Source organism: Nocardioides furvisabuli (assembly GCF_021083185.1).
Taxonomy (GTDB): domain Bacteria; phylum Actinomycetota; class Actinomycetes; order Propionibacteriales; family Nocardioidaceae; genus Nocardioides; species Nocardioides furvisabuli.
Genome location: NZ_JAIGQB010000002.1, coordinates 15,667 through 39,810 on the forward strand (window position 1 = coordinate 15,667; position 24,144 = coordinate 39,810).

20 protein-coding genes are annotated in these 24,144 nt (G+C 68.0%); all 20 read left to right on the plus strand.

Annotated features, from left to right (window positions below):
- Positions 1-109: 109 nt before the first annotated feature.
- The 20 genes from K4G59_RS03270 to K4G59_RS03365 all read left to right on the plus strand — a co-directional run bounded on the left by K4G59_RS03270 (position 110) and on the right by K4G59_RS03365 (position 24,108).
- A complete protein-coding gene (locus tag K4G59_RS03270) occupies positions 110-625 on the plus strand; it encodes a hypothetical protein (RefSeq protein WP_231249280.1) in 516 nt (171 codons plus the stop codon).
- A gap of 2 nt (positions 626-627) precedes the next feature.
- Complete coding sequence (locus K4G59_RS03275; protein ID WP_231249281.1) at positions 628-1,707, plus strand: M23 family metallopeptidase; 1,080 nt, start codon at positions 628-630, stop codon at positions 1,705-1,707.
- 52 nt (positions 1,708-1,759) lie between these two features.
- Positions 1,760-2,050 (plus strand): DUF6112 family protein, encoded by a 291-nt coding sequence (locus K4G59_RS03280; protein WP_231249282.1) that lies wholly within the window; start codon positions 1,760-1,762, stop codon positions 2,048-2,050.
- Between the two features lie 97 nt (positions 2,051-2,147).
- Positions 2,148-2,447, plus strand: a complete 300-nt coding sequence (locus K4G59_RS03285; RefSeq protein ID WP_091200440.1) for a DUF6112 family protein — start codon at positions 2,148-2,150, stop codon at positions 2,445-2,447.
- A gap of 28 nt (positions 2,448-2,475) precedes the next feature.
- Positions 2,476-3,840 (plus strand): TrbL/VirB6 family protein, encoded by a 1,365-nt coding sequence (locus tag K4G59_RS03290; RefSeq protein WP_231249283.1) that lies wholly within the window; start codon positions 2,476-2,478, stop codon positions 3,838-3,840.
- A complete protein-coding gene (locus K4G59_RS03295; protein WP_231249284.1) occupies positions 3,837-5,300 on the plus strand; it encodes an SCO6880 family protein in 1,464 nt (487 codons plus the stop codon). Before K4G59_RS03290 ends, K4G59_RS03295 begins: the two co-directional genes overlap by 4 nt.
- 118 nt (positions 5,301-5,418) lie before the next feature.
- Positions 5,419-6,906, plus strand: a complete 1,488-nt coding sequence (locus tag K4G59_RS03300; RefSeq protein WP_231249285.1) for a putative type IV secretion/conjugal transfer ATPase — start codon at positions 5,419-5,421, stop codon at positions 6,904-6,906.
- Positions 6,907-7,011: 105 nt separating this feature from the next.
- Positions 7,012-8,019: an ArdC-like ssDNA-binding domain-containing protein gene (locus K4G59_RS03305; RefSeq protein ID WP_308189334.1), complete on the plus strand. Its 1,008-nt coding sequence runs from the start codon at positions 7,012-7,014 to the stop codon at positions 8,017-8,019.
- A complete protein-coding gene (locus K4G59_RS03310; RefSeq protein WP_231249287.1) occupies positions 8,016-8,558 on the plus strand; it encodes a hypothetical protein in 543 nt (180 codons plus the stop codon). Before K4G59_RS03305 ends, K4G59_RS03310 begins: the two co-directional genes overlap by 4 nt.
- On the plus strand, positions 8,555-10,339 hold the full coding sequence (locus tag K4G59_RS03315) for a type IV secretory system conjugative DNA transfer family protein (RefSeq protein WP_231249288.1): 1,785 nt from the start codon (positions 8,555-8,557) through the stop codon (positions 10,337-10,339). The genes K4G59_RS03310 and K4G59_RS03315 overlap by 4 nt, the downstream gene beginning before the upstream one ends.
- Before the next feature lie 43 nt (positions 10,340-10,382).
- Positions 10,383-10,814 (plus strand): single-stranded DNA-binding protein, encoded by a 432-nt coding sequence (locus tag K4G59_RS03320; protein WP_231249289.1) that lies wholly within the window; start codon positions 10,383-10,385, stop codon positions 10,812-10,814.
- Positions 10,815-10,828: 14 nt separating this feature from the next.
- Entirely contained in the window at positions 10,829-11,488 is a 660-nt protein-coding gene (locus K4G59_RS03325) for a hypothetical protein (protein WP_231249290.1), read from the plus strand.
- A 45-nt stretch (positions 11,489-11,533) separates the two neighbouring features.
- Positions 11,534-11,833 (plus strand): hypothetical protein, encoded by a 300-nt coding sequence (locus K4G59_RS03330; protein ID WP_231249291.1) that lies wholly within the window; start codon positions 11,534-11,536, stop codon positions 11,831-11,833.
- A gap of 287 nt (positions 11,834-12,120) precedes the next feature.
- Positions 12,121-13,170, plus strand: coding sequence for a hypothetical protein (locus K4G59_RS03335; RefSeq protein WP_231249292.1), 1,050 nt, complete (start codon positions 12,121-12,123; stop codon positions 13,168-13,170).
- A gap of 460 nt (positions 13,171-13,630) precedes the next feature.
- The gene (locus K4G59_RS03340; RefSeq protein ID WP_231249293.1) at positions 13,631-14,230 is read left to right on the plus strand and encodes a hypothetical protein; all 600 of its coding nucleotides are present in this window, start codon (positions 13,631-13,633) and stop codon (positions 14,228-14,230) included.
- A 2-nt stretch (positions 14,231-14,232) separates the two neighbouring features.
- Entirely contained in the window at positions 14,233-15,819 is a 1,587-nt protein-coding gene (locus tag K4G59_RS03345) for an exonuclease domain-containing protein (RefSeq protein WP_231249294.1), read from the plus strand.
- An 817-nt stretch (positions 15,820-16,636) separates the two neighbouring features.
- A complete protein-coding gene (locus K4G59_RS03350) occupies positions 16,637-18,415 on the plus strand; it encodes an ATP-binding protein (RefSeq protein ID WP_231249295.1) in 1,779 nt (592 codons plus the stop codon).
- Between the two features lie 75 nt (positions 18,416-18,490).
- Complete coding sequence (locus K4G59_RS03355) at positions 18,491-19,660, plus strand: exonuclease SbcCD subunit D (RefSeq protein ID WP_231249296.1); 1,170 nt, start codon at positions 18,491-18,493, stop codon at positions 19,658-19,660.
- A gap of 12 nt (positions 19,661-19,672) precedes the next feature.
- Positions 19,673-23,107 carry an AAA family ATPase gene (locus K4G59_RS03360; protein ID WP_231249297.1) on the plus strand — a complete coding sequence of 1,145 codons (3,435 nt, stop codon included), beginning with the start codon at positions 19,673-19,675 and terminating at the stop codon, positions 23,105-23,107.
- Positions 23,104-24,108, plus strand: coding sequence for a hypothetical protein (locus tag K4G59_RS03365; protein ID WP_231249298.1), 1,005 nt, complete (start codon positions 23,104-23,106; stop codon positions 24,106-24,108). Before K4G59_RS03360 ends, K4G59_RS03365 begins: the two co-directional genes overlap by 4 nt.
- Positions 24,109-24,144 lie beyond the last annotated feature (36 nt).

Genomic DNA, 24,144 nt, shown 5'->3' on the forward strand with positions numbered 1-24,144 from the left:
CCTCGCGCTGGGCTCCTTGTCGGTCGCCCTCGTCATCTACTCGCTGCAGGTACGTCCCTCGCCGGCGACGCCGGGCACGACCGGGGTCGCACCCGCAACACCCCGGGCGATGACGACCATGGCCCCGGTCTCCCCCGTCCGCGACCTCGCCCCGTTGCGCCCGACGAGCGAGCCCGACGCGTTCGCCCGCCTCGTCGCCGACGCCATCTTCGAGTGGAACACGGCAACGCTCGTCGGCCGGTCCGATCACGTCCAACAGCTCGTCGCCGTGAGTGACCCCACGGGTGAGTCCTCCCCCGGTCTGGTCTCTGACCTCGACAACTACCTGCCCACCGAGGAGACCTGGGCCGAGCTGGCCCAGTACGAGACCGCGCAGTGGCTCGCCATCGAGTCGGTGGTGACACCCTCGCTGTGGGACGAGGCAGAGGCCCAAGCAGGCAACGAACTGCTTCCCGGCACCACCGCCTTCACGATCGAGGGCACTCGACACCGCTCCGGAATCTGGGAGAGACAACCCGTCGCCTCCGAGCATGAGGTTGCCTTCACGGTCTTCATCGTGTGCGCGCCGTCCTACCCTCAGTGCCACCTGCTGCGCCTCTCGAGGCTCGATGAGCCGCTGGACTGAGCATGGCCAAGATTGCGCTCATCACCGTCCTTGCCCTCCTCTTCGGGCCTGCGATCCTGCTGCTGAGCCTTGGCCTCGTGCTCAACCCGGCCGCCCAGGCTTCATGCCTGACCGCCACTTCCTCGCTCCCGTCGACGGGCACGCCCGCAGGCACCGAGCCAGAGACCTCACGCGTGGTCCTCCCGCTCCCGGCCGGGTCGTGGACACGCTCGAGTGGCTTCGGGATGCGCGTCCACCCGATCACTGGCGAACGCAAGCTCCACACGGGAGTGGACCTGTCAGCCAATGCCGGCACACCCATCGTCGCCGTTGCCGACGGACGCGTCGTGTCGGTCGGGCCCGCCGTCGGATACGGACACCTCATCGTGATCGAGCACACCGTCGGTGGACAGCCGGTGGCAACCGCGTACGCCCACATGCACGCCGAAGGCATCCACGTCAGCGTCGATGACGCGGTCACCGCTGGCCAGCACATCGCAGACGTCGGATCGGACGGCTACTCGACCGGCGCCCACCTGCACTTCGAGGCCCGACCCGGCGGAGCCAACGCTGCGCCCATCGACCCCGAGCCGTGGCTGAGCGCGAACGGAGCAGCCGAAGTGAACGGCAGCGAAGACAACAGCTGTGACGCGACCACGAGCGGACCGGCGACGCCCTACCCAGGAACCAACCCGAACGGCCTGGTCGACGACCCCACGACCGACGGGCTCATCACCGAACAGACTGCCCACGTCCTCGCCCAGGTCCGGGCCGCCTTCCCTGACACCGCCTGGGCATGCTGGTCACAGCGCCCCGGCAATGACTCCGAGCACGAGGTCGGACGCGCCTGCGACGGGACGTTCGGCAACTCGATCGGCACGGCTGCCACCGGGCCCGCCCTCGACCTCGGATGGAAGGTCACCAACTGGCTCAAGATCAACGCCGGCAAGCTCGGCGTGGAGTACCTCATCTGGCAGGGACGCATCTGGTCGGTGGCACGCAGCAGCGAGGGCTGGCGTTCCTACGACGGTGGCGGGATGCACGACCCCACCAGCGTGACCGGCGGGCACTTCGACCACCTGCACTTCACGGCGGCGAGCTGACGTCGGGAGCCCCCCTCGTTGCGGGCTGGACCTGTTTGAGCACCTGCCAGGCGTGAGCATCACGACAGCCCTTCTTCCACTGGTTGGTCCCGACTTCGGTGCGGTCGGCGGAGCAGGCGACCTGCGGACGATCGTCGGTGCACTGCTCACCTACGGCCTCGTCATAGCCGTACTCATGGTGATCGCATGCGCAGCAACATGGGCGATCGGATCGGCACAGGGAAGCTGGCCGACGGCCAGCAAGGCAAAGACCGGGCTCTACGTCGCCCTCGGCGGAGCCGTACTCATCGGGGGCTCACTCGCCTGGGCCAACTGGCTCCTCTCCATCGGCGCATCTCTGTAGCCACCCTCTAGCGCGCCCGGATCTCCCGCGTTGCCTCCGAACCGGCGTCGCGCACGCACCTGCACTGCAAGACCCTGACCCCTGCCCAGGAGGAATCGTGCTCTACCGCGCCCCACTGCTCCCCTACGACATCACCATCAGTCCCAACTCCAACGGCCTGCCGGGCATCGGACAGCTACGAGACGTCGTCGGCGCCGCCATGACCGTCGGCCTCATCCTCGCGGTGCTGGCCCTCATCATCTCCGCGATCGTGTGGGCTCTCGGCGCAAACTCCTCCAACCCGCACCTGGCCGGACGAGGCAAGGTCGGCGTCCTGGTGGGCCTCGGCGCCGCGATCATCACCGGCGCGTCCGTCACCCTCGTCAACTTCTTCTGGAACGTCGGCCAGTCGGTCTGACGCGCGTCTGAGACGAGAGGACGACACGATGGTCGACGTCTGCGACATACCCGTGATCTCAGGTGTCTGCGACGTGGCCGGAGAAGCGGCCGGCTCCCTGGTCTCGGCTCCGTTCGACTACCTCGCGCAGTCCATGGGGAACGCCGCCGGCTGGATGTTCGAATCGGTCTGGAGGGTCTTCGACTCGACCACTATGGTCGACGTCACCAGCAGCCAGTACACCAAGGTCTACAACATCCTGTTCGGCGTCGCGGTCTTCGTGATGCTCGGCTTCTTCATGCTCCAGGTCATCGGCGGCATGCTCCGGAGAGAACCCGCAGCCCTGTCCAGAGCCGCCCTCGGCATGGCGAAATCGGTCCTCGGTTCGTTCGTGGCGCTCACCCTGCTCGCCACCGCCCTGGAGCTCACCGACCAGCTGAGCGTCGGCATCGTCAAGGCCGCCGGGACCAACATGGAGGAGATGGGCGACCGGATCATGCTCCTGGTCGCAGGCCTCAGCGCCATCAGCCTTGCCGCACCCGGAGCGGGAGCCATCGTGACCATCTTCATCGCCGGCCTCGCCATCGGAGGCGCGGTGATCGTCTGGATCAGCCTGCTCGTACGAAAGGCACTACTTCTCATCGCGATCGTCTTCGCACCGATAGCGCTTGCAGGGGCGAGCTGGGACCACACACGCGGCTGGATCGGCAGGTGGGCGGGCTTCGTCCTCGCCCTCATCCTGTCCAAGGTCGTGCTGGTAGTGATCTTCCTGCTGGCGACCGCGCAGGTGTCCGCCCCCATCGACTCCGACCTCGCATCGGCAAGCGAGCCGATCGCCGGCGTCGTGCTCATGCTCATGGCCGCCTTCGCCCCGTACCTCACCTACAAGGCGATCAGCTTTATGGGCTTCGACATGCACCACGCGATGTCGGCCGAACAGGAGACCAAGTCGGCGATGAACCGCCCCATGCCCATCCCCCTGAACCGACAGTCCGGGTCGACGCCCCGCAAGGTCCTCGGTGGCGGACCACAAGGCGGCAGTCCGACGACGGGTGGCGGAGGCTCCTCGCCTGCCCCAGCCGCAGCTCCTGGGTCTCGCCGGGGCGGGGCTCGAGGCGGGGCTGGAGGCGGAGGTGGAGGCGTCGCGGGCGGAGGCTCAGCGGCCGGAGGCTCAGCGGGCGGGGTGTCGAGCGGGCGGACAGGAGGCGCGGCCGGGGGCGGCGTCGCAGCGGGACTGGCGGTCGCGAAGCAGTCCTTCTCGGCTGGCGTCAGCACCGGCCGCTCGGTGGGCGCTGCGGCTACCCAACAGATCGATGCCGCCAACCAAGCACCACCCAGCCCTGCGGCACCGTCGCCACCTCACGTGGCTGACCCGGTGCCCGCGTCGAGTGCCAAGGAGGGCCGAGAGCGATGAGTACTGGTTCAGCAGGGCGCGACTACGACCTCGCGCCGGTGAAGTTCTCCCGCCTCACCCGTCGCGGAGTCCTGCTAGGTCTCTCCGGCTCACAGCTCGTCGTGGTCGGCATGGGTGCCGTCACACTGGTCGTCGCGCTGTACCTGGGCGGCGGCGCCCTCCTGCTGTACGTCGCCCCGATGCTCCTCCTGTGTGCCGCACTCGCGTGGGTCGGCATCGGTGGCCGCAAGCTGGTCGAGTGGCTCCCCGTAGTGGCGCGCTGGGTGTGGCGCTCGACCGGGGGCCAGCTGGTCTTCCGACGCCGGATCGTGAGACCGCGTCCTGTGGGGACTCTGGCGCTTCCGGGAGATGCTGCGCGGTTGCGGCAGTGGCTCGACCCCGAGAGCGGAGCCGTGATGATCCACGACCCGCACCGCTCAACACTGACGGCAATCGTCAGCGTCACCCATCCGGCATTCATCCTGCTCGACCCGATCGAGCAACAACGTCGCGTGGCCAGCTGGGGCCGTATTCTGGCAACCGCCTGTCGATCCGGACGGATCGCGTCCCTGCAGGTGATGGAGAGGACACTGCCCGACTCGGGCAGAGGGCTGGCGCAGTGGTGGTCCCAGCACGGTGTGCAGGACGACTCGTGGACGTCCACGACGTACGCCGAACTCATCGACCGTGCCGGTCCCGCCGGTGAACGGCACGCGAGCACCGTCTCGATCTCGCTCGACATGAAAGCTGCTGGTCGTGCGATTCACGCCGCGGGCGGGGGCAACCGCGGCGCTGCCGCAGTGCTCCGCCAGGAGATGTCGACGACCACCGCTGCCCTGAGGGCTGCCGACCTCGCACCGTCGGCGTGGCTGGAGCCTGGCGACCTGGCGGTGATCCTGCGTTCGGCATACGACCCGGTCGTCGCCGGAGCGCTCGAACGCCACGGTGAGCTCGGTCGTGACCTCGCCGCGGCCGGGCCAGTCGGTGTCACCGAGCAGTGGTCAAGCGTGCGCAGCGACTCAGCCCACCACTGCGTGCTGTGGGTCAGCGAGTGGCCGCGATCCTTGGTCTACCCCGGGTTCCTCGCGCCCGTGCTCCTGTCCTCGGGCGTTCGACGCACCTTCACGCTGCTCTACACCCCGATGCGCACCGATCAGGCCGCGCGCGACATCCGCAAGAAGAAGACCGAGTACGTCTCCGACGCCTCGCAACGTCAGCGGATCGGCCAGATCGAGGACGCCCAGCAGTCCGCGGAGTACAACGACGTACTCCAGCAGGAGGCGGACCTGACCGCAGGTCACGGCATCCTGCGCACCACAGGACTGATCGCCGTCAGCGCCGCGGACCTCGACGAGCTCGAGCGCGCCGTGGCTCACCTCGAGCAGGCAGCTATCCAGGCCTCCTGCGAGACCCGTCGGCTCTGGGGCCAGCAGGCGCAGGCGTTCTCGGCAGCAGCCTTACCGCTGTGCCGAGACGTGTGAGGGTGGCGCGCGACCGACTGGCGACGGGCTTCCAGACACACCTCCTTCCCGACCACATCAAGTAGGAGGCGCCGATGCCCACGTTCGAGGACCTCGCGTTCGATCGGCGGCTCTCGCTGTGACGGGCTGGGATGAAGGCCGCCTGCACAGCACCGTGTTGGTGTCGCCCCGTCGCGAGCGACGCCGTGACCGTCGCATCCGGCAGAGTGCTGCGAAGTCGTTGCTCTCTGTGGACCGCGAGGCACGGAAGGCTGCAGCTAAGACCAAAGCCGACGAGCTGACAGCCGAGCGGCGCGCCACCGTCGTGCTGCCCCGGGCAGGTGAGCCCGGCCCCGCCGCCCTCCGTACTCCAGGCCGATTGCGCCTACGACGCCATCAAGACACGTCAGCGACGCTGGCGGGTGCGTACCCGTTCCTCGCCGAGGGTGGCCTCGGAAGTGACGGCGTCTTCGTCGGTCAGGATCTCTACTCAGGCAGCTCCTTCGTCTATGACCCGTGGGTGCTCTACTCCCGCGGTCTCATCACCGCACCGAACCTCGTTCTCGCCGGGATCGTGGGCGCTGGCAAGTCCGCGCTGGCGAAGAGCCTTTACACCCGTTCGATCCCGTTCGGGCGTCGCGTGTACGTGCCGGGCGACCCGAAGGGTGAGCACACCGCAGTCGCCGAGGCCGTCGGCGGCAAGGCCATCGCGCTCGGGCACGGCATGGCGAACCGACTCAACCCCCTCGACGAGGGCCTTCGTCCCAGCGGTCTCGATGACGCGCAGTGGACGGCGCAGGTCACGGCCAGGCGGCGGGACCTCGTCGGCGCCCTGGCCGAGACCGTGCTGGACCGCCGACTGACACCGCTCGAGCACACGGCCATCGACGTCGCCCTTGGTGACGTCGTCCGCGCCTCGCCAACGCCTGTGCTGCCGATGGTGGTGGACCGTCTCCTCTCCCCCGACGCGGCCTCCGACACGGACGGTCGGCTCGCAGAGGACGGACGTCTGGTCGCACACGCGCTCCGACGTCTGGTCGCAGGCGACCTGGCCGGGCTGTTCGACGGCCCGAGCACGGTGCGGTTCGATCCGACCCTTCCGATGGTGTCGCTCGATCTCTCTCGCGTCACCGAGAACGCCACCTTGATCTCAGTGCTGATGACGTGCGCATCGGCGTGGATGGAGTCCGCGCTTCTCGATCCGTCCGGCGGGCAGAGGTGGGTGGTGTATGACGAGGCCTGGCGACTCATGTCTCACCCGGCGCTCCTGCGCCGGATGGACGCGCATTGGCGACTTGCGCGCCACTACGGCATCGCGAACATGCTGATCTTCCACAAGCTCTCCGACCTCGACAACGTCGGCGACCAAGGCTCAGCGATGCGTGCCCTCGCGTCGTCGCTGCTCGCCAATGCCGAGACACGCGTGGTCTACCGGCAGGAGTCGGACCAGCTCGGCTCGACCGCGACGGCCCTGGGCCTGACCGGAACTGAGCAGTCGCTCTTGCCGACGTTGGGGACCGGCCAGGGGCTGTGGCGGATCAAGGACAGGTCCTTCGTGGTGCAGCACCAGCTGCATCCCGCCGAGCTCGAGCTGTTTGACACATCTGCGCGGGCGTCCGGGGCGTAGCCGGCCAGATGGTGTCGGGGACGCACCTGTCGTCTGAGAGACAGGAGTCGTCCGATGAGAGCTCAGCCCCGAGGCGTCGCTTCCCGCGAGGAGAAGCTCGACGCGTTGCAGCAGAAGCTGGCCCAGTCCGTCGGCAATCTGGTGACCGGAGATGACTGGAAGCGGGCGATGGAGTTCGCGGCCAGGTTTCGCACCCGTTCGTTCAACAACACGCTGCTGATCTATGTCCAGCACGCGGACGCCTACCAGGAAGGTCGCGTGCCCGAGCCTGCACCGTCGTACGTCGCTGGCTTCAAGCAGTGGCTCAGCCTGGGCCGGCAGGTCATGAAGGGCCAGTCGGGCTACGCGATCCTCGCACCCGTGACAGCACGGTTCGCGTCGTCGACTCCGACCAGCGCGGAGTCGTGGCGACGTCTCGGCCAAGGTGAGAAGGCCAAGCCCGGCGAGGTCGTGCGCACGCGCCTGGTTGGCCTCAAGCCTGCCCACGTCTGGGACCTGAGTCAGACCGACGGTGACCCGGTTCCCGAACCACCGCGCCCCGTGCTGCTCCAAGGACAAGCCCCGGCAGGATTGTGGGACGGCCTCGCGGATCAGATCACCTCGCACGGTTTCGACCTCCGGCTGGTGTCACACGCTGAGGCGATCGGCGGCGCCAACGGACTCACGGACTACACAACCCGCGACGTGTCGGTCCGCATGGACATGGACGACGCCGCCCAGGTCAAGACGCTGGCCCACGAGCTGGGTCACGTTATGCTTCACGGACCTGACAACGCCGATGCCGCGATGCACCGCGGCATCGCGGAGGTCGAAGCGGAGTCCGTCGCGCTCATGGTGGGCGCCGGGCACGGTCTGGCGACCGACGACTACACCGTGCCGTACGTCGCCACGTGGGCTGGCACCGTTCCAGGCAAGTCTCCCGTCGAGGTCGTGCAGTCCACGGCCGAACGGGTCCGCAGCGCAGCCGTGGCGATCCTTGGCCAACTGGAGACTCGCAAGGTCGGCAATGGCGATCCACCAGGACTCGACCGCGAAGCTCCGTCGAGCCGGCACATCGTGGCACCGGCAAGGGCGTCCGCACCGCCGCGGCCATCGGAGGTGTTGAGCCGATGAGCATGCTGAACGCCGCCGCCTCCTACCGCCGCGAGGACCGCGCAGCCCCACGTGCGGCACAGCGTGTTCCCGTCGTCATGCCGTTGGTCGACGTCCGGGTCCACGTCGACGGAACCGTGGCCGTCCGACTCGATCGAGAGCCGTACGCCACCGACACCCCGCTGCACCGGGAGGACCTCCAGCGACTGCTTTGCAAGCTCGCCACTGATCTCGAGACGCCGATCCGTGTCGAGGTGCGGGAAGCAGACGGCTCGGCATTCACCGACATCGTCACACCCGGGCCTCAAGACGTACGACCGCCCGATCCTCCCCGGCCAGCCACCGACCCACCTGACCAGACGACTGGCGAGACGGCCAGTGGACGGTTCCTCCCCCTCGAGGACGTCGCTGTGGCTGTCGTCGTCGCGCACCAGACCGCGAGCGAGGACGGCGTGGCCACCCTTCGCCTCCCGCCTGCCCTCCTTGAGTCCCACGCTGGTCGACTCGTGCTCGTGGGACAGCAGTCCGGAGCCGTCGTGGTGAGCGGCGTCTCGGGATGAACCCCCGCGGTCACGGAGCCGACGATGAGCTCGTCAACCTCGGTCTCGTCCTCGTCGCAGCGATCGGTGTCATCGCAGCGACCCTTCGACTGGCAGGATCCGCGGCGGCCTGGCTGTCCGGCGCTGACCAGCCGGAGCATGGCTGGGAGGCAGGATTTCAGGTACTCGGCGACCCCACCCACCCTGCTGAGGCTTTGGGATCGACTGGTCTCGCGGCGTGGGTCTACTGGGGCGTCCTCGCGCTGATGGTGGCCATCGTCGTCGCCAGCTCACTCGTGCTGTGGCGACGCATGAGGATGATCAGGCATCGGCCGTCGAGCGACCCGCGGCGCCTGGCTGGGGTGGCAACAGGTCGCGACGTACGGGCCTTCGCTTCACGGAAGGCCTTGCTGGCCCGCGGCAAGGCACTTCGGCCGTCCTTGAACCGACCGGAACCGTCGGAGGTCGGCTACCGCCTCGGCCGCTCGCGTGGTCACGACGTTTGGGCCTCGGTCGAGGACTCCATCCTGGTGCTTGGCCCGCCACGATCAGGCAAAGGCCTGCACGTGGTCGTCAACGCGATCCTCGACGCCCCGGGGGCCGTCATCACCACAGCGACCCGGCCGGACAACGTGGCCGCGACCATCCTCGAGCGCCAGCGGCGCGGGCCGGTCGCCGTCTTCGACCCTCAGCGCCTTGCCGATGGGCTGCCCGCCGGCCTGCGCTGGTCACCCGTCCGAGGATGCAGCGATCCCCTGACCGCGATGATCCGAGCGACCGGGCTCGCGTCGGCCACCGGCCTTTCGACCGGCGGTGTCGAGTCCGGCGGCTTCTGGGAGGGCAAGACCCGCACCGCGCTTCAGGCACTGCTCCACGCAGCGGCCCTCGACAACCGAACCCCGCGCGAGCTGTTCGGCTGGACGCTCGCGCCCTCTGCAGCGGCAGACGCGGTGGCCATCTTGTCCAGCGACCCGAAGGCGGCCCCCGGCTGGGCTGACTCGCTCGAGTCCATGATCCATGCCGATCCCCGCACCCGTGACTCGATCTGGATGGGCGTCTCCCTCGCGCTGTCATGCCTGGCGGACCCTCGCGTCCTCAGGGCGGTCTCCCCCGATCCCGGTGAGAGCTTCGACCCAGCTGACTTCCTCACCAACAACGGCACGCTCTACCTGCTGGCCACCGGTGCCGGAGCTGGCGCCTCCTGGTCGCTCGTCGCAGCCTTCATCGAGGACCTAGTCGAGACCGCCCGCCACCTTGCTGCGTCCTCCCCTGGCGCACGACTCGATCCGCCGCTGCTCCTTGCGCTCGACGAGATCGGCAACCTCTCACCACTGCCGTCCCTGCCCATGCTCATGGCAGAAGGGGGCGGGACCGGCATCACGACCATGCCCGTCCTCCAGTCGCTGTCACAGGCCCGAGACAAGTGGGGCGATCACGCTGCCGGCGCGATCTGGGACGCCTCGATCGTCAAAGTCATCCTGGGCGGTGCATCGTCAGCGCGCGACCTCCAAGACCTCTCCGCATTGATCGGCGAGCGCGACGAACGCACCGACACCATCTCGATCGGCGACTACGGCTCGCGGTCGCTCCAGCGCTCAACGCGCCGAGTGCCCGTCATGCCGCCCGAGACCATCCGGACCCTCCCGTTCGGAAAGGCGCTCGTCCTTCTGCGCAGCGCCCCCCCGCTGGTCACAGACCTCCGCCCGTGGACGTCGCGGAAAGACGCGGAGGAACTGGGAAGGGAGCGCGCGCTCGTCGAGGCTGCCCTTCGCCGCGGGTCTCGCGGCGCACCTCACGGGTAGAGCGGCTGCCACCCGAGGCGCCGCGTGGCCTTAGGAGCCAGCCATGACGATTCCCACGCAGATGAGTCTGCACGGCTACATCGCCACAGCGCCCGAGCTCAGCTTCACCGACAAGGGCCACGCACGGTTCTACTGCCGGGTGGGCATCGAGCAGCACCGCAAGGAGATCGACGGGTCGTTCACCAGACTCGACCCCGTCTACGCCGACCTGGTGATGTTCGAGCGCACAGCCGAGCTCGCGTACTCCAGATTCAAGCCCGGCGACCGGATCATCGCCTCGGGCTACATCCACGAGTACGAGCAGGAACGACCCGGCCAGCCGAGCGAGATCCGCGAGCAGTTCGTCGCACGCCGCATCGGCCACGACAGTGCCTGGACCCGCTATGTCGTCGACCGCACGCCGGCGAAGCAGCCTGAAGCGCCGCACAACGAGATGACGGTGGTCAATCAGGCCACGCCGGCCATCAGTCTCTGACGGGGCTGCCACTCATGAGCGCTGACCTGAATCGATCGGAGCGGCAGGGGCTCTGGGGACCCGACTTCGATCAGGAAGACGACGCCACGTACGGAGACACCGGACACGAACTACGGTCCTCCGACTTCGACCCGGACGCCCCTCTGCGCCCTATCAACTGGAACCTGCTCTCGGCAGATGAGGCCCTCGCGGAGTGGATGGATCTCGACGCCTGGGTTGACTGGCTCCGCAAGACCTTCGGCCTGTCCCCCGCTGTCGTCCCGCCGCTGTGGCACCGCCACGACGAGCTGGTGTGGGAGCTCTCCGCCCTGCACACGCACTGGCTCAGCGCGTACGACCCCGACAGCTCGCCGTCGAGTCCGATCGGATGGCATCGCGACTTCGCCGAGGCCCGGCACCGGTTGCGTGAGTGGGTCTCGACCGCCGGGTGCAGGCTCGACCGCGACCGCCCCACGCGGCAGACAACCTGGCCGGGCGAGGCACAAAGCGAGACCAACGCCGAGTCTGAAATCACCGACCGTCTCGCCGACTTCATCCGATTCGTCGACGACGACGTCGCCGCTCGACGCGTCATCGAGGAGCGGGCTCGAGCGCTGTCATCGCCCCATCCCAGTGCGCCCATTCAGCGTCCGTCCACAGGCCACGACTCTCGAACCGAGCTGCACGACCTGTGAGCGCACGGTGGTCGGATCGCCGGCTCGTCGAAAGGGAGAAGCACCATGCTGCTCGCCCACGCTGTCCTGCTCTCAGAAGCTCGCTCCTACATCGCCGCCCTCGCAGACAACGCGACGACTCTCGAAGCGTCCTCGGCGTACGACCTCGCGCTCATCGAGCTGGACTTGGTTCACGGTGACGACGCGTTCGCGCTCGACGCGACGAGCCCCGCGGTGGACCGCGACATCCTGATGGCCCTCGCCACCTCCGCCGTCGAGCGGCTCACCACGTACGGCGTGGACGCGCTGCACGGCGAACTCCTGCTGGCATCGCTCGAGGGTGCCTGCGCGCTGGACAAGCGCTGATGTACGGCAAAAACGGAGCGCTGCTGCGGGCCGAGCTGTCCGCACTCCTCGCACAGCACCGGGTCCAGCTCAGGTTGGGAGGCGGGGGAAGTCCCTCAGTCCCTGTGACCACCAGCAGGGCGGACCGTGAGGAGGTCGGCAAGCAGATCCGTCGATACCGGCAATCCGTTCTGGTGTGGTGCCAGCAAGCCTCGCGGGCAGTCGCCCCGTACGCGTCCAGCAACCTCTCACCCGCGGCGCCCACCCCATTCCGACTCCCCCCGACTCAACACGGCGGACTGGCGTCCTTGAGGCTCGCCCTCGACCACACGGTAGACACTTCAAGCGCGCGGCTACCCGAGCTGCACGAGTTGGTGGCCCCACGGGAGCTGCCGCTGGTCGAGCACTGGCGACAGGCCGCCCGGGGCGCGGCTCTTGGCGAGCACGACTTCGCCGCCGGACTTCATCACGAGAGCCTCGACGTCCCCCAGGTCCACACCCTCGTCGGCGACATCGCGGCCGTTGTCCGCGCGCTCGTGATCCTGGACCAGCGCTACAGGTCCATCCCGGGCTGGGAGAGACTCCATCGGGCAGAGCGGCTCGGCTGGAGCGCCCTCGCGTGTGCCCTGGACTCAAGCCTTGAGCCGCCCAGCTACGCGATAGACGCACTCGGCTGGAGGGCTCCGGCGAACGTCATGCCAGGCCCAGCCCGTCCTGGACTGCTCGGCGTCCTCCAAGCCGAACGGAACCTCGCCGTCAGGCTGCGACCGCTGCCCAGCGCCATCAACCTGCGCCGAATCGTCCATTCACAGCAAGTGCTGTCCGGTGGCATCGCCGAGCTCGCAACGAACATCGACACCGGTCTCCGCGACCAGTGCCTCGGACGCCAACAAATCTACGCCGACCTCCAGCGAGAGTTACGCGACGTCGGCTCCCTCATCGGCACCGGTGAACTCGCGGTCGCTGACAGCGCCGACGTCATCGGCAGGCTCAGAGCACTGCGACCGGACGTCGACCGTGACCTCCGGGTGCTTCGTGCATTCACCATTCTGTTCGACAAGATCGACACCCAGATCGCCGGCCACATCGAGACCGGTATCGAGCGCCACGCCTACCTGCGTCGAGTCACACTCCCCCGCCTCGTCGAAGACAGCGGCCAACTCGTCGCCCCCGTCCGAGAGCGCTTCACACCGTTCAGCGCTGAGGCACTCAGCACCATGACGAACCTGGTCCACAACCGCCTCCGGCCCTCATCCGAGCCGTCCGCTCCCACCCAAGATGCGGCCAGGAGCCGGGCCGAACTCCACTCCGCCATCGTGCATCGACCGCAGCGCCGGAACGATGCTCTAGGCATCTAAGTGAAGACACGCAGACCCTCGCGTGGCAACTCACTCACCTGGGTATCGAACTCCCCAGCGTACTTGTGCCTCGGAACCAACCGTCCTTGCGGAGCCTCTCAGTGCCCAAGCTGAGGCCCGATAGGGAGCGCTGCACCGCGTGGACATCGGGCGTTCCTGAGGCGCTGCACAGCGCCGCCTACGCCGCGCCAGTTAGCGGAACTCAGCCGCAACCTCGATGGGGGCGACAATGTGGCTTTGAACTCGTCGAGCTGCCCGGCCGGGATCCCGTACTCCAAGATGGTTTGACCGCCGGCTCGCTCTACCTCGTAGCCGTCGAGAGATGCATTCTCGACATCGAATCGGTCACATAGCCAACGCTACTCGCCTCCCGTCCCTCGCAAACGAGCGACGAATGTCTCCGGCTGTCGCTAGCCTCGTTGCGGCGACGCCAGACGGGCTAGCCAGGGGGAACAGAAACATGCGCGGGATCACGACCATCGACAGTCAGCCGGGGAGCGACACCATCACCCTCTGGGTGACCTCGGCGAAGGATACGCAGGCTCGGCACGTCAACGCCGTGGAAGTAGATGCGGCGAAGGACCTCGAGGACGCCATCGATGCGGTCTCCTCGCTAACCCGCTGCTGCGGGGTGCTCGTAACAAACGGGACCACCCTCGACGGGCTACCAGTAGCGGGGAACCCGCTCACCGAGTCTGACCTCACCGACCTCGTGGCCTATACCGAGGCGCATCAGCACGCCATCTCTGAGGCTGTCAGGGATCACAAGCGCCGAACGCGGTCGGCCTCAATCGCGATGCCGGTGTTCCCTGTCAGCCCCATCCCTACAGACTTTGCACCAGTGGACGACACCCCGGCCAGCAGGGCCTTTGCTACGGCGAGTTACCTCGCCCAAGCGTGGACGGCGTGGCTCAAAACCGACGAGGAGCGTCGCCGCCGCACGATCCGCCCGAGGACAGGGGAGACGCCGTGGATCATGCCGGAGTCACTGAATTCGCCAAAGGTCGCCGCTTTCCCTGAGTTGTTTGCAGCACGGGTCCACGAGCAGGCGTTGGTCTGACGATGCTCGACTTCACCGCGCTCGACTTCGAGACTGCCAATGCCTACCGGGGCTCACCCTGTGCGGTTGGGTTGGTCCGGGTGCGGGACGGCGAAGCCGTCGATGAGCGTCGCTGGCTGATTCGTCCTCCTCATCAGGTGGACTACTTCGACGCCTTCAACACCGCGCTGCACGGCATCGACGCCAGCATGGTTCGGCACGCTCCCAGATGGAACGACGTCCTCCCCGCCATCGTGGAATACATCGGGGACGACGTGGTGGTGGCACATAACGCAGGCTTTGATATCGGCGTGATTCGCTACGCCTGCGCGGTGGACAACATCGAGTGGCCCGAGATGCGCTTCTTGTGTTCGATGGTCATGGCGCGACGCGCACTGAGTTTGCCGTCGTATCGACTGCCGTACGTAGTGGAGTCGCTCGGTTCGCAGATGGGCGACCATCACGATCCGTTGGCCGACGCACACGGTGTTGTGTCGGTGATCAATGGCCTAGCAGACGCAGCGGGAGTCACCGAGCTCGCTGACCTAGTAGCCGCCCATCAGTTGGGTATCGGGCACATGAGTAACGGCATCTACACCGGCAGCGTCGCCCTCGGCAGTGGCGGAAGGAACTTCACGCCCATCGAGGTCAACACCGACGCAGACCCGAGCGGCTACCTCTACGGTCGGGTCGTCGTGTTCACCGGCACGTTGATGTCCATGACCCGTGATGTTGCTCGACAGGAGTGCGCTCGTGTCGGTGCCACGCCCGATCAGAACACCACGAAGCGGACCCACGTGCTGGTGGTGGGCGACATCAATCCCGCCGTTCTACGGCCTGGCTCAAGCGTCACTGGCAAGGCGCGCAAGGCGTTTGACCTACAGGACGGAGGTCAACCCATCGAGGTCATGACTGAGGACGACTTCGCGCGATGCATCCAAGGCAAGCCAATCACTGACTTCGCGAACGTTGCCGACCTGTTCCCCATGCCCAACCCGGGGACGGGTACTCCACCGAAGCGAGATCCCCTCCGGTCGGTTCCACTTGCGGAACGACCAGCACCTACACCGCCGAAGCCCCCCAAGTCGCCGAAGCCTCTGCGCCGAGAACCCATTCCCACTGACCAGGTCTGTTCAATCGATACCTGTACCAACGGTGCCGCCTTCAAGACGTACAAGAACCCCACCTACTGCTACGCCCACATCGACGTGATTCTCGGCAGAGGGGGCTTGGAGCCGCTGGAGTCCTTCACCCATCCGAAGGACTGGCTGCTCACCCGGTGCCTACGGTGCGGCAACGTCGCGCACTACCGATTTGTCTACGTGCAGGACAACAACGCCGCGAACGTCGAGACCTGCCGGGCCTGCTACTGGCGCGCGTGGGGGGCTGAGCAGCGGGCGGCGCTTGGACCGTATGGCGACAACGAGCCGGTCACCTACGAGCGAGCAGAATCCACCGCCGAGGAGCACGGCTATATCTACCTCGGGCCGCTTACCAACCCGTCTATGGCTTACGACCCTCACCGGGTCGAGTGCTCTCGCTGCGGGAAGATCAGCGCCGAGCGCCTCGGAGACATTTCCTTTGGGTGCACCTGTCAGCCGCGCCCATAGAGCCCTGCACTGCATAGGCAACGAACTGCGCGAGATGCCGTCGACGTACACCTGTGCTGCGACCGCGCCAGGGGGTGCGGGACTGCTGCACGAATCGGTGACACGTGGACTTAGCCCATTCCGCCGCCTGACGGCGCACTCGCCAACTCCACTGGCGCTAGGCATCGCTTGTCACAACTCTGTGCTTCAACGCTCACGACGACACGGCGACGGGCCGCTCGTCGGCGGTTCAGCCGATCCACAGGACGGCGGACTCGCGCGCCGCGTTTCAGGTCGGAGACTCACCCAGAGGGCCGGCGACATGGTCGAGTTCAGTCGGTGGCCCGCCGCCGACCCGATCGAGGCCTTGGCCCAACTGGTCAACGATTGAGGCATTCCAACGACGCGACCACCCACCATGCCGCCTAGGCACGGCGGCGACGAGCCGCTAGTGCGTGACGCTGGACCGGGCACGAACGCCTTGCTGGCTACCCCTGCTACATCACGCCGGAGAAGCAACGCCGCTGGCTTAACTCGAACGGCTGCGATTCGGCGCGTCTGATGGCGTTCGCCGCCCTGCGGACAAGCCACTTGGCGTTTCGGCGGCAGTTGTCGGTAGTCAGGCATAGCCTGACGGGCAGGACGATCGTCGCCTTCTGACACGACAACCGAAGGACACCTCAGCGTGAGCACAGTGAGCACTACCTCCGGTTCAAGCTCCGGTCCGGACGCTGGTGTGGACGCCACCGCCGAAGACCGTCCGAACTTCGCTTTGGACGCCCCGGCAGAGCCCGCAACTGACGGAGCTCTGGTAGCTGGGTCGTTGCCAGGGACGCTGATGGAAGTCGGCAAGGTGGCCGGCACCGCTGACTCGACGCCGTTGAAGTTCCACGTCGCGGTCGCTGACGGCGCCTACCTCCAGCTCGACGACGTCGTGACGTGCACCCGCGACGTCCCCGGTGTCGGGAAGGTCGTCACTTCCGGCATCGTCACCGACGTCATCTCACGCCACGAGGGTGCGTCGTTTGGTTCGGATGTTTTCTTGATCGCCGACGGTGTCATGCCCGCTCAGGTGCAGGAGGTCGCCGAGGTGACCACGACCCGGGTTGACCCCGAGTTGTTCGTGCCCCCGCGCCCAGGGTCGGCGGCCCACCGGGCATCCGGCGAGGTTCGCGACCGGGCACTGTACTTCGATCAGATGGACGCCAAGGTTCCCGTCGGTCTCGGCCGCGACGGTCAGCCGGTGTTCCTCAACCTCGAGTTCCTCGACGGTACTCGCGGTGCGCACGTGTCGATCTCCGGTATCTCCGGCGTCGCGACGAAGACCAGCTTCGCGCTCTTCCTGCTGCACTCGGTGTTCACCTCTGGCGCCCTCGGCGGTAGGCAGACGAACGCGAAGGCGCTGATCTTCTCGGTCAAGGGTGAGGACCTGCTGTTCCTCGACCAGCCAAACTCTAAGCTCACCGACACCCACGCGAGCGTGTACTCGCGCCTGGGTCTGGCTGCGGCCCCGTTCGCTTCCACTGGCTTCTTCTCCCCGCCCGCGCCCGGCGACTTGACCGGGCGCCCAAACGTGAAGGGGCGCACGTCCGGCGTCAACGCGTTCTGGTGGACCCTGGACGAGTTCTGCCAGCGCGAGCTGATGCGCTACGTGTTCACCGACGTCGAGGATGAGAAGAACCAGTACACGATGGTCGTCCACCAGGTCGCGGCTCGGCTCAAGGCAGACGCGGTCGCGGCTGGCAACGACGGCGCAGTGTCCATTGACGGACGCCACGCGCGCACGTGGCCCGAGCTCATCGACATCGTGTGCGACAAGCTCACCGACGACACCAACGAGGTCGAGCGGCGCCGGTGGGCGGGACCGGTGACCGGCATCGGCACGATCAACGCTTTCATCCGCCGGCTTCGGTCCAGTGAACGGCACCTGACCCCGATCCTGCGTGGCGACCTGCCCGCGGCCGGGAACCGGCAGATCTCCACGTCCAACCAGCAGGTCACCGTCGTGGACCTGCACGCCTTGCACGACCGGGCGCAGCGGTTCGTCGTAGGTGTGGTCCTGGCCGCCGAGACTGAACGCAAGGAAGCCGCCGGGGCCGGTGGGCTCCTGTTCACCATGCTCGACGAGTTGAATAAGTACGCACCTCGCGACGGGTCGTCGCCGATCAAGGAAGTCCTGCTCGACATCGCCGAACGCGGTCGTAGCCTCGGCATCATCCTCATCGGCGCCCAGCAGACCGCCTCCGAGGTTGAGCGCCGCATCGTGTCGAACTCCTCCATCAAGGTCGTCGGGCGTCTCGACCCCGCTGAGGCCGGGCGCCCGGAGTACGGGTTTCTTCCCGCCTCCCAGCGCGGTCGCGCGACGCTGGCCAAGCCCGGCACGATGTTCGTCTCCCAGCCCGAGATCCCGGTCCCGCTCGCCGTCGAGTTCCCGTTCCCTGCTTGGGCGACCCGCCTATCCGAGGTCGTCGACCCGACGTTCTCCAACAGCGCGTCCGCCGGCGGGGGCGACGCGGCCGCCCAGCCTGCAGCCGCTGACCCGTTCTCGCTGCTGCCCGACCTTGACGGCGACGACGGCGCCATCGCCGAACCGGGACCCGACGAACCGCCGTTCTGAGCCACGGCCCGCTACGAAGCCGACCGACCACGATCCGCAGCCGACAACCGACCTGACGAGAAGGCAGCCCTGCCGATGAAGTTCATTCACACCTCCGACTGGCATGTCGGCAAGACCCTCAAGGGCCGCAACCGGCTCGACGAGCACAAGGCCGTCCTCGCCGAGATCGTCGCCCTGACCCGCGCCCACGACGTTGACGCGATCGTCATCTCCGGAGACATCTACGACTCCTACGCGCCGACCGCTGACGCCCAGCGTCTCGTTGTGAACACGCTGATGACGATGGCCAGCGACGGCATCGAGGTCATCGCGATCGCCGGGAACCACGACCACGGCGGCACGTTTGAGGCCTACCGGCCGCTCATGGGTCGCGCCGGCATCCAGCTGTTCGGACAAGCACGAGCCCGAGACAAGGGCGGCGTGTACACGTTCGCCGCGCGCAGCGACGACTCCCCCGTCAACGTCGCCGCCATCCCGTTCCTGTCCCAGCGCTACGCCATCAGGGCCGCCCAGCTCATCGCGCCGGGCGACAACGTCCCTGCCCGCAACGTCGGCTCCTACGACCAGTGGGTCCGCAACATCGTCACCCATCTCGGCGAGGGCTACGACCCGGCGGGCGTCAACATCCTCACCGCACACCTGACGTGCACCGGCGGGTCGTTCGGTGGCGGTGAGCGCGTGGCACAGTCGATCTTCGAGTACCACGTCCCGGCCGCCATCTTCCCGATCGAGACCCACTACGTCGCCCTCGGGCACCTGCACCGCCGCCAGGAGCTCCCCGCCGCGGCCCCGGTCCACTACTCCGGTGCGCCGCTGCCCGTCGACTTCGGCGAGGAGGACAACACGCCCGTCGTCGTCCTCGTCGAGACCGAGCCGGGCAAGCCCGCGAAGGTCACCGACCTGCCCGTCACCGCCGGGCGTCGGCTGCGGACCCTGGAGGGGTCCGTGGAGGAGCTGCGTGCCCAGGTGGATGCGACCGGTGACGACTGGCTGCGCGTGCGGGTCAAGCAGTCCACGTACGCCGGCCTGCGCGACGACATCCTCGAGGTGCTCCCGAACGCGCTCGAGATCCACATCCACCCCGACTTCACCGCCACTAGCTCAGGGAAGGTCAGCAGCGCGCAGGTCGCCTCCAAGACCCCGGCCGAGCTGTTCGCCGACTTCTGTGCCCACGTCGGATCCGACGACAAGCGCGTGAAGGCGCTGTTCGACACCCTGCACGACGAGCTCACCAGCACCCGCTGAGAAGGACCCACCATGCGCCCAGTTCGTCTCGACATCGACGGGTTCGCCTCGTTCCGCGAACCCACCACCGTCGACTTCACCGACGTCGACTACTTCGCGCTCGTCGGACCCACCGGATCCGGCAAGTCGACGATCATCGACGCGATCACGTTCGCGTTGTACGGCACCGCTCACCGGTGGGAACGCGCGAACGCAGTCGCCTATGCGCTCGCGCCCACGACGAACCGGTGCACCGTCTCCCTCATCTTCGACGTTGGCGGGCAGCGGTATCAGGCGGTACGCGAAGTGCGACGCGTCGGCACGAACACCATCCAGCAGAAGAACGCCCGCCTGGAACGATTCGCCGACCCCACCGCGGCTCCAGCTCCGGGTGAGGAGACACCCAGCGAGGTCCTCGCCAGCGAGGTCCGCGACATGACCCCGGCCGTCTCCGAGCTGCTCGGCCTCGACTTCGACGACTTCTGCCAGTGCGTCGTCCTGCCCCAGGGGGAATTCGCGCGGTTCCTCAAGGCCAAGTCCTCAGACCGCCAAGACATCCTGCTCAAGCTGCTCGGCGCGGGGCACTACGAGGAGATCGCCAAGCGGGCCGGCCGCCGGGCAGCGGACGCCCAGAAGGAGGCCGAGGTCTACGCCGAACAGCTCGGCACGCTGGCGCACGCTTCCGTCGAGGCGCTCGCCGCCGCCGAAGCGGACGCCACACGCCTAGACGACCTCTCCTCCAAGATCGCCGACCAGGTCAGCCTCACAACCTCGGCGCGTGAGCAGCAGCGCCAGCACCAGGAAGCACAGGCGGCCGCGGAGAAGAAGCTCACCGCACTCGCCGACCTGAGCGCCCCCGCAGGCTTGGAGGAACGGCACGAGCGCCTCACCGCCGCACGGGCGGCAACCTCGACAGCCGATGAGTCGGCCACGAACGCCGCCGCCGCGATGCGCCGTGCCATGGACGCTGCTGCGAGCGGTCCGCAGCGTGTGACCATCGAAGGCTTCGAACGGCTCTACGGCGAGGCGGACAACGTGGGCTCCCTGCTCGTCGCGGCCCGCAAGGACGAGCAGGCCCAGACGACCGCAGCCGAGGACGCGGCCAGAGACGCTCGCGAGGCGAGCGAAGCCCTCGCGACGGCGCGCACGGCAACCACCGACGCACAACGCGCCACTGCGGCCGCGAAGCAGGAGTTGGACACGCTCGACGCGCGCGCCGCCCGACTTCGCAGCGTCACGGTCCCCACCAATCTCGACACCATCCTCGAGCGTGCGCAACGCGCAGGCGACGCCCGTGCCGGAGCCGAACTCCTGGTCGTCTCGGCGCGAGAGAGCCTGACGCGGCTCGACAAAGCCTCGCGGGAACTGCCCGACTCGCGGCGTCTCATTGCGCTGACCACGCAGATTGACCAACTGCGCGTCGAGTCACAGAAGCACAGTGATGTCGAGGCGGCGTTGGCGACGGCGCGCGAACTCGCCGAACACGTCCAAGTCGAAGTCGCCTCCCTTGAGGCTCTGCATGCCCGGGCACAGGACGAGCTCGACCGTGCCCGGCTGGCTGCCGGTGCCGCAGCTCTGCGACCCGCGCTCGAAGTCGGGCACGCCTGCCCGGTGTGCACGCAGACCGTCCAGGAGGTGCCTCCGACAGAAGACGTGCCCGACCTGCACGCTGCGCAGGACAAGGTGTCCGAGGCACAAACGCGACTCCAGGAGGCCCGTCGGGGCGCGCAGGAGTCGCAGGAGCAGGCGGCGTCCCTCTTCGCCCGCGCCGAGCAGACGGCCGCGCACGCGAGTCGGACCGCGCACGCGGTGGCCCAGGAGTTGGCCGGCGCCGCGACCCTCGTCGGCGTACCCGTGGGAGCCTGGGCCGACGAGTCGTGGGCCCCGACTCCGGTCGAGGTTGTGCAGAACGTCGCGCTGATGCTGGCGGCTGCGGAGCAGACGATGACCGAGACGTCCCAGCGGCTCACCGACCGCGACCAGGCGCGCACCACTGTCGTCCAGGCAGAGGGGGCCCTGGCCGTCGCGCAGCGTGACCGGGATGCGGTCGCTGGCGAGCTGGACGAGGTTCGCCTGGCGCTCGCACGCACCCACGCGGGTCTCGTCGACGCTGGAGCCCCAACGGTGGATACAACCACCGTGGAAGGAACCGCAGCCGGCTGGCAGGCCCTCGCGTCCTGGGCTCATGTAGAGCTGGACACCGTGGACAGTGCGCGTCTGCCGGCAGCCCGCTCCGCCCACGAGGAGGCGGCGCACCGGCTCGCCGACAGCGAGACCCTGCTCGCGCAGACCGAGACCCGCGCAACGCAGTTGACGGCGCTCTCGCGTGAAGCCGCGGGCGCTGCCGCTGCGGCGCAGACGCGAGCAGCCGGTTTTGCCGCGCGCCAGGACGAGATCGACTCACAGCTCGCCACGGCGCCAGCCCGCACAGACCTGTCGGGCCTGCTCGAGAACGCCCGCGAGCTCGAGGACGCTCGTGCAGCCGCATCGACACTGGAGGAGCAGACACGGCTCGTTGCCCAGCAGGCCGCGGACGAGGTGCGCGGTGCGGTCGCTGCGGTGGTCCAGGACCGCGACGCCCTGGGAAGTGCCCGGGACGTGGCCGGGGCGTGGGCGCCGCCGGCGTTCGAAGCTCAGCGCCTCGAGAACGACCTCCCCGGCTGCTGGAACGAACTGGTGGCATGGGCTGCCGGGCAGGTCGAGCAGGCGCGGAACGATCGCGACGTGGCACTGCACGCCGGCACGGAGACTGCCGAGCTAGCGGCCGGGCACCTGACTGCCCTGGTCGAGACGCTGACCGAGCACGGCCTGGAGGCCAGCGCTGTGGCGGACGACCCGCGCGCGGCGGAACGGATCGTGGCGGTGGCCCACTCCGAGGCGTCGTCGCAGGCGAAGGCGCTACGAGACGCGCGTGAGCGTGCAGGAGCGCTGGCAGAGAAGGAGTATGCCGCCAGGGCGACCGCGACGGTGGCCGGCGAGCTGCGGTCGCTGCTGCGGGCCGACAAGTTCGGGAACTGGTTAGCGACCGCAGCGTTGGACACCCTGGTTGCGGGAGCCTCCGACTCCCTCATGCAGCTCTCGGATGGACAGTTCACGCTCACGCACATCAAGGGCGACTTCCACGTCATCGACCACTTCGACGCCGACTCCGAGCGCTCGGTGAAGACCCTCTCTGGCGGTGAGACGTTCCAGGCCTCCCTCGCGCTCGCGCTGGCACTGTCGGAGCAGTTGGCTACGTTGGCCGCCGGGGGAAACGCGAAGCTCGACTCGATCTTCCTCGATGAGGGGTTCGGCACCTTGGACCCCGAGTCGTTGGAGACAGTGGCAGCCACGCTGGAGACGCTCGCGCAAGGCGAACGCATGGTTGGAGTGGTCACGCACGTGGCCGCGTTGGCCGAACGCACCCCGACCCGGTTCGTGGTTCACCACGACGGCCGCACGTCCAGCGTCGAACGGGAGACGACATGAGCGTGAGCCAGCAGGCCCGAACCCGGTTCCACATCGACGGGTGGGACCCGTCGTACGGGTCCGCGATGGAGGATGCCGGGGAGACGTCCGCGGTTGAGCAGTCGTCGGCACGCGTCGACGTCGCCGTCGAGGTTTCCGGCGACGCGTGGGCACCGATCGCTCCGCGAACAGGTCTGGCAGAACCAGACGCCCTGGTGTTCATCGACGGGGTACGACGCATCGAGGCGCGGGTATGGATCCCGGACGCGCTCGACGTCTCGGCGGCGCTGGGCGTCGCCGCGTCGTACGCCGCCGGTGCCTTGTGCTGCTGCCCGGAGTCGGGCGCGCACCTGCTCACCGCGGAACATCGGCGCGGCATGTTCACGACCGACCCCGCCGCGGGAGACCTGAGCACACGAGCAGGTGACTTCGTGACCCACCACGTCGCGGCAGACGAAGTCGAGTCGCCGAGCGTGATCTTGTCCGCAGCGCTGCAGCGCGAGCTCGCCACACTCGAGCTGATCACCGCCGTCAACGCCAGAACGCAGGTCGTCGCGCACGGGGCAGAGGACGACCTGCTGGTCATCGACGGCCCGCTCCGCGGACGCGATCACCTGCCCCGCGCGCTGGGGTTCATCAAGACGCACCGGGCCATCTACCTCCCGCCGGAGCTCAACGCGGTCGTGGCGAGCCTGCGTGCTGGGGAGCGGACGCCGGTGTTCTTGATGGGCACGTCGTGGGACCGGCACGCGTGGTACCTGCGGTTGCCGTGCCAGCCCGGCTCCCCGTGGGTGGGTGTCGTCCGCGTCGAGTGTGCCGCGAACATGCCGGCGAGTGAGGCTATTCGGCTCGCGAACCTGTCCCAGGTGCTGCTGCCGAAGTACGCGTCGGTGGAGTACAAGGACCAGCGCGCTCCGCAGAACCTGGTCCCCATTGCTGGGCTCGAGAAGCAGCTGCGTCGCCGCCTCGGCGACCAGCGATTCATCTACCGGGCCCTTCAGTTGGCCGCTCACTCTTCCTGAGCGCCGTATGTCGTCTGCGGGCTCCGCCCGGGGTTT

Coding starts and splice junctions, on each gene's coding strand:
- K4G59_RS03310 (WP_231249287.1), top strand. CDS start 8,016: ATGAGCATGCTGAACGCCGCCGCCTCCTACCGCCGCGAGGACCGCGCA.
- K4G59_RS03325 (WP_231249290.1), top strand. CDS start 10,829: ATGAGCGCTGACCTGAATCGATCGGAGCGGCAGGGGCTCTGGGGACCC.
- K4G59_RS03345 (WP_231249294.1), top strand. CDS start 14,233: ATGCTCGACTTCACCGCGCTCGACTTCGAGACTGCCAATGCCTACCGG.
- K4G59_RS03360 (WP_231249297.1), top strand. CDS start 19,673: ATGCGCCCAGTTCGTCTCGACATCGACGGGTTCGCCTCGTTCCGCGAA.
- K4G59_RS03350 (WP_231249295.1), top strand. CDS start 16,637: ATGGAAGTCGGCAAGGTGGCCGGCACCGCTGACTCGACGCCGTTGAAG.
- K4G59_RS03355 (WP_231249296.1), top strand. CDS start 18,491: ATGAAGTTCATTCACACCTCCGACTGGCATGTCGGCAAGACCCTCAAG.
- K4G59_RS03270 (WP_231249280.1), top strand. CDS start 110: ATGACGACCATGGCCCCGGTCTCCCCCGTCCGCGACCTCGCCCCGTTG.
- K4G59_RS03290 (WP_231249283.1), top strand. CDS start 2,476: ATGGTCGACGTCTGCGACATACCCGTGATCTCAGGTGTCTGCGACGTG.
- K4G59_RS03295 (WP_231249284.1), top strand. CDS start 3,837: ATGAGTACTGGTTCAGCAGGGCGCGACTACGACCTCGCGCCGGTGAAG.
- K4G59_RS03330 (WP_231249291.1), top strand. CDS start 11,534: ATGCTGCTCGCCCACGCTGTCCTGCTCTCAGAAGCTCGCTCCTACATC.
- K4G59_RS03340 (WP_231249293.1), top strand. CDS start 13,631: ATGCGCGGGATCACGACCATCGACAGTCAGCCGGGGAGCGACACCATC.
- K4G59_RS03365 (WP_231249298.1), top strand. CDS start 23,104: ATGAGCGTGAGCCAGCAGGCCCGAACCCGGTTCCACATCGACGGGTGG.
- K4G59_RS03320 (WP_231249289.1), top strand. CDS start 10,383: ATGACGATTCCCACGCAGATGAGTCTGCACGGCTACATCGCCACAGCG.
- K4G59_RS03275 (WP_231249281.1), top strand. CDS start 628: ATGGCCAAGATTGCGCTCATCACCGTCCTTGCCCTCCTCTTCGGGCCT.
- K4G59_RS03315 (WP_231249288.1), top strand. CDS start 8,555: ATGAACCCCCGCGGTCACGGAGCCGACGATGAGCTCGTCAACCTCGGT.